Genomic DNA, 12,603 nt, shown 5'->3' with positions numbered 1-12,603 from the left:
CTACAGCTGGCGCGCAGTGCGCTGGCCTTGGCGCCGCCCCGCGCGCGGTCCGTCAGGCGCCCGACGCTCCCGCGGGGTCCTGGTGGTTGTAGACAACCTTGGACAGGATGGACATCAGATCGACGCGCTCCTGCGCATTGAGCGGAGCCATCAACCGCTCCTGCACGCGCTGGGCGGCATCACGCATCTGCAGCGCGGCCACTTCGCCCTCCGGGGTGATCCACAGCAACTTGCGGCGGCGGTCGCCGGTATCAGGCTCTCGACGAATCCAGCCGCGCTTTTCAAGCCGCCCGATCACCGAGCCCGACGTGGCCGCATCAAACGCCACGCGGGACGCCAGCGTGACCTGGTCTTCACCGGGCCGGGCCAGCAATTCATGCAGGATGGCGAACTGCACCGGCGTCACGTCAAACCCCGCAGTTTCTTCCATGAAAAGCGCCACGGTTCGCTGGTGGGCACGGCGCACCAGGTGGCCTGGCGTGTTGTGGAAATCGAAGCTCTTTGCCATGGGCGCGAGTGTAGCGCCCCACAGCAGACGGCCTGCGCCCATGGCACACTGCCACACCGAGGCCGCGCCGGGTCCAACCCGGGGTTTTTGCGACACAGTCCATGCCCTGGCATCCGCGCCGTCCGGCAATCATTCATTTCCATTGAACCCAGAAATTCGAGAGGCTGACATGAGCTACGTGTTTTCTCCCGCCCCCGTGGCCAGCGTGCCCGTGGTGGGCAGCGGCGACCGCTTTCCCGTGCACCGCATTTATTGCGTGGGCCGCAACTACGAAGAGCATGCCAAGGAAATGGGCTTCACCGGCCGCGAGCCACCCTTCTTCTTCATGAAGCCCGCCGATGCCATCGTGGTGGTCAACGCGGGCGAGACAGGCCAACTGCCCTATCCCACCCTCACGGCCAACCTGCACCACGAGATCGAGCTGGTCGTGGCCATCGGCAAGGGTGGCAAAAACATCGCCGCCGCCGATGCGTTCACACACATCTATGGCTACGCCGTGGGCCTGGACATGACGCGCCGCGACCTGCAGAACGACATGAAGAAACAGGGCCGCCCCTGGTGCATCGGCAAGGGCTTTGACGCCAGCGCGCCCATTGGCCCCATCACCCCCGCGGCGCAGGCTGGCGACGTGGCCAAGGCGGCCATCTGGCTGCAGGTCAACGGAGCGGACAAGCAACGCAGCACCGTGGCGCAGCTGATCTGGAACATTGCCGAAACCATCGAGCACCTTTCGGCCGCGTGGGAGCTGCAGCCCGGCGACCTGATCTACACCGGCACCCCCGAAGGCGTGGGCGCCGTGGTGCGCGGCGATGTACTGGAGGGTGGCGTCGAGGGCCTGGGCACGTTGCGGCTGAGCGTGGTGTGACGCCCCCGGCCAGGGCGCCACGCGACCCTGGCCCGGGTGCGCAGCCCCGACACTATGCTTTTCATAGCTTCCAGCGCTTATACGACAAGCGCTTGCAGCCTATTTGATCCAGAAAATCCTCCGATGACCTTCCGCAGCCCCATCAAACACTGCCGCGCCTGTGGCACCGCCGTGGTCTACCGCCTGCCGGACGATGGCGACACCAAGCAGCGCGCGGTGTGCCCCGTCTGCAACACGGTGCACTACGAGAACCCGCTCAACGTGGTGGGCACAGTGCCCGCGCTGCCCGATGGCCGCATCCTGCTGTGCAAGCGCAACATCGAGCCGCGCTGGGGCAAATGGACGCTGCCCGCAGGCTTCATGGAGCTGGACGAAACCACGGCCCAGGGCGCCGCGCGCGAGACCGATGAAGAGGCTGGCGCACAGATTGAAATGGGCCCGCTGTTCAGCCTGCTCAACGTGCGCCGCGTGGGCCAGGTGCACCTGTTCTACCGCGCCACGCTGCTGAGCGACCAGTTCAACCCCGGCTACGAAACCATCGAGGCCCGGCTGTTTGCCGAAGACGAGGTACCGTGGGACGAACTCGCGTTTCGCACCGTGAAGGAAACGCTGGAATGCTACTTTGCCGACCGCAAGGCGGGTGGCTTTGGGCTGCACTGCATTGATATCGAGTGAGGCCTGCCACTACAGATACCCTTGATAACAAATGCCAGGCACTGCTTGCGCTGAATGGAGTACGCGCAATGCATAGTAACGACGCTCAAGGCATGCAGCGAATCGCTCCCCATTGATATTTGGTAAATCTCATCACCAAGCCCAATATGAAATACCCAGTTATTCTTTCACTGACGTTGTTATCACAGGCCGCTTTTGCGACCTCAGATGCTTGCATCATTCGTCAATTTCCAGCCAGCCAGCTTCTCAATGTGTCGTCGGCGGGCTGGGCATCGAAAGATGAACCGATTGTTGCCTGTGCCGTCGTCAACCCGGAAATCAGCAACAACCATGGGATGGCTTTCTTTTCCGAAACTTCCACGGGCGATGCGTTGCTGGAGGTGCGTTACGTGGGCAATAAACCATTCCCCGTCAGGAATGCCGACAATTGGATGACAGAAGTGCCTGAGGCCCAACGCACTGCGCTGGCAACGGCCTTGAGGAATCCAAACAAGGAAACCGATGCGGCTGTGATCTTGCACGTGGACAAAACGCTCTACGAAGGCCTCCCAGAAATGGGGAAAAACTTCGCATCCTACCGATTTGGCGTATGTGCCTATGGTTATCCCAAGGAGGGACGGGCATGGACCTCGGTATCCATCAGTACGCTGACAGAATCTGGATGTGGTGGGCGGTTTGACGTTCCCCCAGTCAATTATTTTGAGCGATAGATAGATAACCGAGCGCCCTCATTGCCGCGTGGCATCAAACCTACCTGTAGGTGCCACCATAGTCACGCAAATCAGAACCCTCGCTGTAGCGAAATTCGCAACATGGTCTGCGTAGAAATACTGTCCGACAGATCTTTCGGGATTGCAAGGCACAGGCCAAACCGAGATATGTCGCCTACCCGCCCACCCGCTCCTCGGGCGGCACAGGCGGCCTCGATGAACCGGCTGGGTCTGTCGTCACCGGTGGCAGGCCATCGCTGCCGGGCCGGGGCGGAGTACCAGGCCAGGGTGCCGGAACAGGCGGGGATTGCGGATTGCCCCCGAACAGCCCTCGGATCCAGTCGCGCATGGCACCCAGCGATCCATCGGCGGGGGGTGGTGGGGCATCCACAAACTCGTCCACAAAACGGTCGTTGCCGTTGATCACCTTGGCACGGATCGCCTGCTGCATGAATTCGCCCACCATGGGCAGCGCACTGCGGGCGCCCTGCCCCCAGTGGTCGCTGCGCAGCGTGATGCGGCCGTCGTTGAAGCCCGCCCAGGCACCGGCCACAACGCGCGCATGCATCAGGATGAACCAGCCATCGGTGTTGTCCTGCGTGGTGCCGGTCTTGCCTGCCACATCGGCCTGGATGCCGTAGCGGCTGCGGATCGCGGTGGCCGTGCCTTTGTCGATGGCGCCGCGCATGGCGTTGCGCAGGGTCTGCGCTGCGCGCGGCTCGAAAACTTCTTCAGGGGCTGAGGGGGCAAAGGTCTCCAGCACCTTGCCGTGGCGGTCCTCGATGCGGGTGATCAACACCGGCTCCACATAGCGGCCCAGGTTGGCGATGGAGCTGTAGGCCGTCACCATTTCTTTCAGGGTGACCGGGCTGGTGCCCAGCGCCAGGGACGGCACCTCTTCCAGCGGCGACTGGCGCACCCCCAGGGCCCGCGCCACCTCGGCCACACGGGCGGGGCCCACCTGCTGCATGACCTGCGCGGTGATGGTGTTCTTGGAGAACGCCAGGCCATCGCCCAGCGTCATGGGCTGGTCGCTGGGCGCACCGCCATCGGTGGGGCGCCACACGCGGCCTCCGCCCAGGGGGATTTCCACGGCCGCGTCCATCAGCGTGTCGTCGGGCGACGCGCCGCTGGCAAACGCCGCGCCATACACAAAGGGCTTGAACGTGGAGCCAGGCTGGCGCCGCGCCGCCTGCACATGGTCAAACGGGTCTTGCGCAAAATCGCGGCTGCCCACCCAGGCCAGCACATGGCCGGTGACCGGGTCCTGCGCCAGGAACCCGGCCTGCACGCGCGTCTTCTCGGCGCGCAGCTTTTGCAGGAAGGTGGTGTCATCCAGAAGCGCCTGCAACGCTTCTTCGGGGGCCTGGCCCTTGTCCACGGCGGCGCGGTATTCGGCGCTTTCGCGCACCAGCGTCTGCACCAGTTCGCTCTTCGGGCCCCAGCCATTGCGCTGGGACCAGGCGGTGTCGGCCACCCCCTGCAGCTGGCGCCCCTGGCGCGCTACCGCCTGGTTGGCGATGGCCTGCAGGCGCGAGTCGATGGTGGTGCGGATCACCAGGCCATCGGAGTACAGGTTGTAGCCGTTGCTGTCGGCCCAGGCGATGAGCTGCTTGCGCAGCTGCATCGCAAAGTGCGGTGCGGGGCCCATGACCTCGGTCTGCCGCTCGAAATTGACGCGCAGCGGGCGTTTTTGCAGCGCCTCCAGCTGCTTTTCCTCCAGTTTGCCGCGCTTGACCATTTGCGACAGCACGGTGTTGCGCCGCGCCTGGGCACGCTCGGGGTTGAGCACGGGGTTGTAGTAGGCCGTGCCCTTGAGCATGCCAATCAGCGTGGCGCTTTCCAGCACATTGAGCTTGTCGGCCGATTTGTCGAAATAGGTGCGTGCCGCCATCTCGATGCCGAATGCGTTGTACAGGAACGGCACGGTATTGAGGTAGGTCTCCAGGATCTCGTCCTTGGTGTACGAAACCTCGATCTTGACCGCCGTGATCGCCTCCTTGAGCTTGCGCGTGAGGGCCTGCGGGAACACGCGCGAGCGCCCGATTTCCTCTGGGAACAGGTTGCGCGCCAGCTGCTGCGTGATGGTGGAGCCGCCCTGCGGGTCGCCGCGCAGCGTGTGCACCACCGACGACGCCGTGCGCCGCCAGTCGAGCCCGAAGTGGTCGTAGAAACGGTGGTCTTCGGTGGCGATGAGCGCATTCACCACGTTGGGAGATATCTGGTTGAGTTCCACCCATTCCCGGTTGGCCCAGCGGTATTCGGCCAGCAGCTTGCCATCCACCGACATGAGCTGCGCGGGCAGCTCGCTCTTGGCCTTGCGGATGTCGCTGATGGAGGGGGTGAACGGGATCAACGCCAGTGTGTACACCAGCACGGTGGCGGGCAGCGCCAGGGCGCCCCACATCAGCGCGCGGCGCAGCGGGCGGGGCATCCAGGCAAACAGGCCGGCCAGCCAGCGGAACAGGGCCGCGGCGCGGGCCTGGAAGGAAAGCAGCAAGGTGCGCATCAAAAACCCAGAGAAAGGGGAGAGTGCCTCAGGCGCCCGTGCCCGACAGCAATGCCAGCATGCCGGCTTCGTCCAGCACGGGCACGCCGAGCTCTTCGGCTTTGGCCAGCTTGCTGCCGGCTTCTTCGCCCGCCACCACATAGCTGGTCTTCTTGCTGACCGAACCGGCCACCTTGGCGCCAGCGGCTTCCAGCATGTCCTTGGCCGCGTCGCGGCTCAGGGTCGGCAGGGTGCCGGTCAGCACCACGGTCTTGCCCGCGAGGATCTGCGGGGCGCGTTCGGCCACAGGGCCTTCGGGCCAGGTCACGCCGCAGGCGCGCAGTTGCTCGACCACCTCGCGGTTGTGCGGCTGCTGGAAGAAGGTGTGCAGGCTCTGTGCCACCACGGGGCCCACATCGTTCACCTCCAGCAACTGCTCCACGCTCGCATCCATGATGGCGTCCAGCGTACCAAAGTGCCGTGCGAGGTCCTTGGCCGTGGCCTCGCCCACATGGCGCAGCCCCAGGCCGAACAGAAAACGTGGCAAGGTGGTCTGCTTGGATTTTTCAAGCGCCGCCAGCACGTTCTGGGCCGATTTTTCGGCCATGCGCTCCAGCGCGATGAGGGAGGTCAGGCCCAGCCGGTACAGGTCGGGCAGCGTACGGATCACGTTGGCGTCCACCAGCTGGTCCACCAGCTTGTCGCCGAGGCCCTCGATGTCCATGGCGCGGCGCGCGGCAAAGTGCAGGATGGCCTCCTTGCGCTGTGCGGCACAGAACAGGCCACCCGTGCAGCGGTGGTTGGCCTCGCCTTTTTCGCGCACCACGTCGCTGCCACACACCGGGCAGGCCTTGGGCATCTGGAAGTTGGACACATAGCCCATGCGGTTGCCAGGCATCACGCCCACCACCTCGGGGATCACATCGCCCGCACGGCGCACGATGACGGTGTCGCCCACGCGCACACCCTTCTTGCGGATCTCGAACAGGTTGTGCAACGTAGCATTGGTAACGGTGACGCCCCCTACAAACACGGGCGCGAGGCGCGCGACCGGCGTGATCTTGCCGGTGCGGCCCACCTGCACATCGATGCCTTCGATCTTCGTGGCCATCTCCTGTGCTGGGTACTTGTGCGCCACGGCCCAGCGCGGCTCGCGGGTCTTGAAACCCAGGTCGCGCTGCAGCTGCAGCGAGTTGACCTTGTAGACCACACCGTCAATGTCGTAGGGCAACGCATCGCGGCTGGCGCCCACCTGCTGGTGAAACGCTACCAATTCCGTAGCGCCTGTCGCAATCTGCACCTGCGCCGCGACCGGAAAACCCCATGATTTGAGGGTCAACAGCATCTCGTAGTGCGTGCGGAACACCGGCCCACCCTCGCCGGGCGGCGTGATGGCGCCCAGGCCATATGCAAAAAAGCTCAAGGGGCGCTGGGCGGTGATGTTGGAGTCGAGCTGGCGCACCGCACCCGCAGCCGCATTGCGCGGGTTCACAAAGGTCTTGCCGCCCTGCTCCCGCTGGCGCTCGTTCAGCGCGTCGAAGTCGGCGCGGCGCATGTAGACCTCGCCGCGCACTTCGAGCAAAGAAGGCACACCGTCGGGCAGGGTCAGCGGAATCTGGCGGATGGTGCGGATGTTGTGCGTCACGTCCTCGCCCACTTCACCATCACCCCGCGTGGCGGCCTGCACCAGGCGGCCGTTTTCATAGCGCAGGCTCATGGCCAGGCCATCGAACTTGGGTTCGGCCACGTATTCGATGGCGGGATCGGCGTCCGACAGGCCCAGCTCGCGCCGCACGCGGGCATCAAACGCCTGCGCGCCCGTGGCCTCGGTGTCGGTCTCGGTGTGGATGCTGAGCATGGGCACCGCGTGGCGCACCGAGGCCAGGCCCTCCATCACCGCGCCAATCACGCGCTGCGTGGGTGAATCGAGAGTGAGCAGGTCGGGGTGCGCGGCCTCCAGCCCCTGCAGTTCGCGGAACACGCGGTCGTATTCGGCATCGGGCACGGTGGGCTCGTCCAGCACGTAGTACTGGTGCGCCCAGTGGTTGAGCTGGTCGCGCAGCGCTTTGATTTTGATAGCTGGTTGCGCTTGATCTACGGGCGCTGGGGCCGAAAAAAGGTCTGATTGTTCAGTCATGGTGGCCCAAGCTGGGATTCTTTTTGACAAACCCCAGTTCCCTGCCGCCCGCGAAGCCTACGGATTCATAGAGCCTGTGGGCATCCGCGCGCTGCGCACCCGACAGCAGGAAAACCTTGCAGCAGTTCAGGGCCCAGGCTGCGTCCAGCGCGAACTCCAGCGCTGCCCGGGCCAGTCCCTGGCGTCGGAAGCGCCCGCCCGTGATGACATGCTCGACGACACCAATAGGCATCCCGGCGCTGGCGAAATTGGGCAGGAGCACCAGCATGCAGGTCGCGCCGACCTCGCCATGCCACAGCGCCACCACCAGCCGCACGGTAGGGGACTGCAGCACGGCGCGAAAGTTGTCCAGCGATGCATCGTCGCCCAGCACAGGGTCCTGGGGCCGCAATTCGCGGTACAGCGCCCTGACGGCGCTGTGATCGACCTCATGCGCCAGCCGTACCAGCGTTGCGCTCATGCGGAGGCCTAGCTAAACAGCCGGCGCGCCAGCACCGATCCCGCCGACAGATCGCGTCCGTCGAGCTGGTCGTACAGCAGCTCCAGGTCCGCAGCAATGGGGTCCATGGCCATCGTGGGCAGCGGCTGGCCGTTCTGGTCGCAGAGCACCCCATCCATCGCGTCGCACAGCGCGGCCCCTACGTCGCGCAGGCGCGCAAAAGGCTGTTCGGTGCGGTGCACCTGGGCCACGTCCAGGCTCAGGGTAATGTCGCGGATGGCGGACTGGTCGGGGTCTTCGGCCAGCGCGGCCTGGGTGTCGTAGCCCAGCGTGAGCAGGGGTGGCAGGCCCTGTGCGCTGGCGGGCAACACCAACCGACCAGGCATGGCGCCGGGCACAAAGCCGAGGCGGGCGGCGTTCTGCTGCACGTATCCGGGGCTCCACGCGGCCTGGCGGGCGCGCAGCATGAACATGAGCTGGGCGTCGTGGTCGCTGGCGAACTGGTCCAGCTCACGCGCGCGGGCCACTTCCTGCAGCATGTCGGGGAAGTCGGGCGCGGCGTTCACGGTGTCGGCAAACGCCTGGGCCTTGACGACAAACTCCGAAAACTCGATCTCGTTGAGCGCGCCCATGCGGTTGGCCAGTTGCACGCCGGCCTGAAAGCTCTGGTAGCGCTGGCCAGGTGCAGGGGTTTCCCACTGCTGGGTCGCTTCGTTGAGCCCTTCGATGGCAAACGGCTTGCTGCCTGCGCGGCGCGTGGGCGGCAGCGCAGCCAGGGCAGCGTCGCCCGAGACCACATGCTCAGGCTGCAGTGATGCAATCACATCAATGAGCGGATCGAGCCCGGGGCGGCGCTCCAGCGAGAACGGTGGCACGGGCAGCTGCAGGGCATCGCCCGGGTCCACGGCATGCTCCGAGGGATCGGGGCCACGGTCCAGGCCGTGGTATTCACCCGGCGGCATGGCCACGGTTGCCCCCGCGTCGAAGCCGGGCTCCTGGCGCTGGGCCGGTTCACCGGCGGGGTCCACGGGGTCTTGCGGCAGCGCGCGCTTGGGCGCATTGCGGCGAGAGGTCCAGGTGTTGTAGGCCACGATGAGGGCCAGCACCAGACCGCCGATGATGGCCAGACTCAGTTGCAATGTGCTCATGGTTGGGTGGGTTGTTTCAAGCGTCTGCCATGGAGAGGGCCGATTCCATATCGACGGCCACGATGCGCGACACGCCCTGCTCCTGCATGGTCACGCCGATCAGTTGCTCGGCCATTTCCATCGCGATCTTGTTGTGGCTGATGAACAAGAACTGCGTGCCCTTGCTCATGCTGGAGACCAGCTTGGCATAGCGTTCGGTGTTGGCATCGTCCAGCGGTGCGTCCACCTCGTCCAGCAGACAGAACGGCGCGGGGTTGAGCTGGAAGATGGCGAACACCAGCGCGATGGCCGTGAGCGCCTTCTCGCCGCCCGACAGCAGGTGGATGGTCTGGTTCTTCTTGCCCGGGGGCTGGGCCATCACCTGCACGCCGGAATCGAGGATTTCGTCGCCCGTGATGATGAGCTTGGCCTGGCCACCGCCGAACAGTTCGGGGAACATGCGCCCGAAGTGGCCGTTGACGGTGTCGAAGGTGCCCGATAGCAGCTGGCGCGTTTCGCCGTCGATCTTGCGGATCGCGTCTTCCAACGTGTTCATGGCCTCGGTCAGGTCGGCTGTCTGCGCATCGAGGAAGATCTTGCGCTCGCTGGCGAGCTTGAGTTCGTCCAGTGCTGCCAGGTTCACGGCGCCCAGGGCGGCAATTTCGCGGTGCAGGCGGTCGATTTCACTTTGCAGGCCACCCACGCGCACATTGCCGTCGGTGATCGACTGGGCCACGGCTTCGAGGTCGGCCTGGGCGTCGGCCAGCAAGGTGGTGTATTGCTCCAGGCCCAGGCGCGCGGCCTGTTCCTTGAGCTGGAATTCGGTGATTCGCGCGCGCAGCGGGTCCAGCGCGCGTTCGAGCTGCATGCGGCGTTCATCGCTGGCGCGCAGCTTCGTCGTAAGGTCGTCGTATTCGCTGCGCTGGGCGCCGAGCGCTTTTTCGCGCTCCATCTTTACTTCCAGTGCGGCCTGCAGGCCACCTTGCGCGGCGGCGTCGGACAGGCGGGCCAGCTCGTCGCGCGCGCGCTGCTCTTCATCGGCCAGGGCCTTGGCCTGCTGCGTGGCGGTTTCGATGGAGCGGTTGAGTTCGGCGCGGCGCGCTTCCAGGCTGCGCTGGGAGAACGTGGCCTCTTGCGCCTGGCGCTCCAGCGTGCGCTGCTGTTCGCGGCAGGCGGTGAGCTTGCGCTCAGCCTCGATGACCTTGTCGCCCAGTTGCGCCTCGCGCTCCTGGCTGTCGGCCAGCTGCATGTCCAGTTCTTCAAAACGCGCTTCGGCCGCCACGCGGCGTTCCTGCAGGTCGGCCAGCTGGGCCTCCACTTCGGCCAGGTCGCCGTCGATTTGCTGGCTGCGCGCGCGGGTCTGTTCGGCCAACTGCGTGAGGCGCAGGGTTTCGACCTGCAGCTCGTGGGCACGGCTCTGGGTTTCGGTGGCTTCGCGGCGGGCGGCCACCAAGCGCTGGGAGGCATCGGCATACGCGGCCTCGGCGCGGACCAGGGCGGTGCGCGATTCTTCGGCGATGAGCGCCTGCGCGCGCAATTCTTTTTCGAGGTGCTCGATCTCCTGCGCGCGGGCCAGCATGCCGGACTGCTCGGAGTCCTGCGCGTAAAAGCTCACGCTGTGGGCGCTGACGGCATGGCCCGTGGGCACAAACACCACTTCGCCTGGCTGCAGCGTGCTGCGGCGGGCCAAAGCGTCGTCCAGGGTGGGCGCGGTGTAGCAGCCTTGCAGCCAGTCCACCAACACGGCCCGCAGGCCCGCATCGTTCAGGCGCAGCAGGTCCGAAAGGCGGGCGTGGGGGGACGATGTTTCGGGGTGGCCTGCTGCGGGGGCGCTGTAGAAGGCCAGCCGAGCTGGGGGCGCGTCGTTGCCGCCGGAGCCGAGGAAGCCACGCACCATGTCCAGGCGCCCTACTTCCAGCGCGGCCAGGCGCTCGCGCAATGCAGCTTCCAGCGCGTTTTCCCAGCCGGGTTCGATGTGGATGCGGCTCCACAGGCCTTGCAAGCCATCGAGGCCATGTTTGGCCAGCCAGGGGCGCAGCTTGCCGTCGGTCTTGACCTTTTCCTGTAGCGCCTTGAGCGCCTCCATGCGGGCCGACAGCTCGGCCTGGCGGGCGCTTTCGGTGTTGACGGCCTGCTGGCGGGTGCGGCGGTCGTCGTCGAGCTGGGGCACGGACTCCTGCAGTTCGTGCAGGCGGGCCTCGGTGGTTTCGGCGATCTCTTGCGCTTCTTCGAGCTGCTCGCGCAGGTTCGTCAGGCGGGCTTCATCGGGCGCGGCCAGCGCATTGCGGTCGGTGCGCAGGCGCTCGAAGCGGCTGTCGAGCTGGCGGCTTTGTTCGTCGATGCTGCGCTGCTCGGCGGCCAGCACGCCAATCTGCTGCTGCACCTGCACCACGCTGCTGCGCTGTTCGGCCGTGCGGCTTTGGGCCTGGCGCAGGGCTTCTTCCAGGTCGGGCAGCTGCATGGCCTGCTCTTCGACCTGGGCGGCCAGCATCTCGGCGCGTTCTTCGGCGTCCACACCGGCACCGGCCAGGTTTTCGAGTTCGATGTCGGCCTCTTCCTTGCGGGCCTGCCACTGGGCGATCTGCTCGGCCAGCGTGACCAAGCGCTGCTCCACGCGCTGGCGGCCTTCGATCACGTAGCGGATCTCTGCTTCGAGCTTGCCGACCTCGGCCGTGGCTTCATAAAGCTTGCCCTGGGCCTGGTTCACTTGGTCGCCCGCCGCATAGTGGGCCTGCCGGATGGTTTCGAGATCGGACTCGACGGCGCGCAGGTCGGCCATGCGCGATTCAAGGTCGTTGACGGCTTGCAGGCCGTCCAGGCGCACCTTGTTCTGCTGCTCTTCGGCCTCGGCGCGCTTCAAAAACCACTGCTGGTGCTGCTTGAGCGTGGCGTCGGCCTGCAGCGTGTTGTATTTGGCGGCCACCTCGGCCTGCTTTTCGAGTTTTTCGAGGTTGGCGTTCAGCTCGCGCAGGATGTCTTCGACCCGCGTGAGGTTCTCGCGCGTGTCCGACAGGCGGTTTTCCGTCTCGCGGCGGCGCTCTTTGTACTTGGAGACACCGGCGGCCTCTTCGAGAAACAGGCGCAGCTCTTCGGGGCGCGATTCGATGATGCGGCTGATGGTGCCCTGGCCAATGATGGCGTAGGCCCGCGGCCCCAGGCCCGTCCCCAGGAAGACGTCCTGCACGTCACGGCGGCGCACCGGCTGGTTGTTCAGGTAGTAGCTGCTGGTGCCGTCGCGCGTGAGCACGCGGCGCACCGCGACCTCGCCGTACTGGCCCCACTGGCCGCCTGCGCGGTGGTCGGAGTTGTCGAACACCAACTCCACGCTGGCGCGGCTGGCCTGCTTGCGGGTGGTGGTGCCGCTGAAGATCACGTCCTGCATGGACTCGCCGCGCAGCTCGCTGGCCTTGCTCTCGCCCAGCACCCAGCGCACCGCGTCCATGATGTTGGACTTGCCGCAGCCGTTCGGCCCCACCACGCCCACCAGTTGCCCGGGCAGCATGAAGTTGGTGGGTTCAGCGAACGACTTGAAACCGGAAAGCTTGATCGAGGTGAGACGCACGGGTCAGGGGGCGGGCAAAAATAGGATGGAGGCAGGGATGCAAAGTGGCGCCGGATGGACGTTCCGGGCCGGAACACGCAGGTCGCACAAGG

At 65.7% G+C, this 12,603-nt stretch carries 9 protein-coding genes; 3 read left to right on the top strand and 6 right to left on the bottom strand.

All coding sequences use genetic code 11. The features are described from left to right. Positions 1–52: 52 nt before the first annotated feature. Positions 53–508 (bottom strand): MarR family transcriptional regulator, encoded by a 456-nt coding sequence (locus tag ASE39_RS14225; RefSeq protein ID WP_029413102.1) that lies wholly within the window; start codon positions 506–508, stop codon positions 53–55. A gap of 169 nt (positions 509–677) precedes the next feature. Here ASE39_RS14225 and ASE39_RS14220 point away from each other — a divergent pair, with 169 nt between their 5' ends. From ASE39_RS14220 to ASE39_RS26475, 3 genes are all read left to right on the top strand, one after another. Further along, complete coding sequence (locus tag ASE39_RS14220) at positions 678–1,373, top strand: fumarylacetoacetate hydrolase family protein (RefSeq protein ID WP_057271583.1); 696 nt, start codon at positions 678–680, stop codon at positions 1,371–1,373. Positions 1,374–1,496: 123 nt separating this feature from the next. Next, entirely contained in the window at positions 1,497–2,048 is a 552-nt protein-coding gene (locus ASE39_RS14215) for an NUDIX hydrolase (protein WP_057271582.1), read from the top strand. Positions 2,049–2,194: 146 nt separating this feature from the next. Further along, positions 2,195–2,758 (top strand): hypothetical protein, encoded by a 564-nt coding sequence (locus ASE39_RS26475; protein WP_140426787.1) that lies wholly within the window; start codon positions 2,195–2,197, stop codon positions 2,756–2,758. A 175-nt stretch (positions 2,759–2,933) separates the two neighbouring features. Here ASE39_RS26475 and ASE39_RS14210 read toward each other — a convergent pair whose 3' ends face one another. The 5 genes from ASE39_RS14210 to smc are packed head-to-tail and all read right to left on the bottom strand — an operon-like array spanning position 2,934 to position 12,511. Continuing rightward, complete coding sequence (locus ASE39_RS14210) at positions 2,934–5,267, bottom strand: transglycosylase domain-containing protein (protein WP_057271581.1); 2,334 nt, start codon at positions 5,265–5,267, stop codon at positions 2,934–2,936. Between the two features lie 28 nt (positions 5,268–5,295). After that, positions 5,296–7,383: an NAD-dependent DNA ligase LigA gene (gene ligA / locus ASE39_RS14205; RefSeq protein WP_057271580.1), complete on the bottom strand. Its 2,088-nt coding sequence runs from the start codon at positions 7,381–7,383 to the stop codon at positions 5,296–5,298. Next, positions 7,376–7,843, bottom strand: a complete 468-nt coding sequence (locus ASE39_RS14200; protein ID WP_010458940.1) for a GNAT family N-acetyltransferase — start codon at positions 7,841–7,843, stop codon at positions 7,376–7,378. The genes ligA and ASE39_RS14200 overlap by 8 nt, the downstream gene beginning before the upstream one ends. A gap of 8 nt (positions 7,844–7,851) precedes the next feature. Continuing rightward, positions 7,852–8,970 carry a hypothetical protein gene (locus tag ASE39_RS14195; protein ID WP_057271579.1) on the bottom strand — a complete coding sequence of 373 codons (1,119 nt, stop codon included), beginning with the start codon at positions 8,968–8,970 and terminating at the stop codon, positions 7,852–7,854. Positions 8,971–8,986: 16 nt separating this feature from the next. Continuing rightward, positions 8,987–12,511: a chromosome segregation protein SMC gene (gene smc / locus ASE39_RS14190; protein WP_057271578.1), complete on the bottom strand. Its 3,525-nt coding sequence runs from the start codon at positions 12,509–12,511 to the stop codon at positions 8,987–8,989. Positions 12,512–12,603 lie beyond the last annotated feature (92 nt).

Source organism: Acidovorax sp. Root267 (genome assembly GCF_001429215.1).
Lineage (GTDB): Bacteria > Pseudomonadota > Gammaproteobacteria > Burkholderiales > Burkholderiaceae_C > Acidovorax > Acidovorax radicis.
Note: the sequence above shows the minus strand (reverse complement) of the source record. Positions and strands in the feature narration are given on the sequence as shown.

Coding starts and splice junctions, on each gene's coding strand:
- ASE39_RS14225 (WP_029413102.1), bottom strand. CDS start 508: ATGGCAAAGAGCTTCGATTTCCACAACACGCCAGGCCACCTGGTGCGC.
- ASE39_RS14220 (WP_057271583.1), top strand. CDS start 678: ATGAGCTACGTGTTTTCTCCCGCCCCCGTGGCCAGCGTGCCCGTGGTG.
- ASE39_RS14215 (WP_057271582.1), top strand. CDS start 1,497: ATGACCTTCCGCAGCCCCATCAAACACTGCCGCGCCTGTGGCACCGCC.
- ASE39_RS26475 (WP_140426787.1), top strand. CDS start 2,195: ATGAAATACCCAGTTATTCTTTCACTGACGTTGTTATCACAGGCCGCT.
- ASE39_RS14210 (WP_057271581.1), bottom strand. CDS start 5,267: ATGCGCACCTTGCTGCTTTCCTTCCAGGCCCGCGCCGCGGCCCTGTTC.
- ligA (WP_057271580.1), bottom strand. CDS start 7,383: ATGACTGAACAATCAGACCTTTTTTCGGCCCCAGCGCCCGTAGATCAA.
- ASE39_RS14200 (WP_010458940.1), bottom strand. CDS start 7,843: ATGAGCGCAACGCTGGTACGGCTGGCGCATGAGGTCGATCACAGCGCC.
- ASE39_RS14195 (WP_057271579.1), bottom strand. CDS start 8,970: ATGAGCACATTGCAACTGAGTCTGGCCATCATCGGCGGTCTGGTGCTG.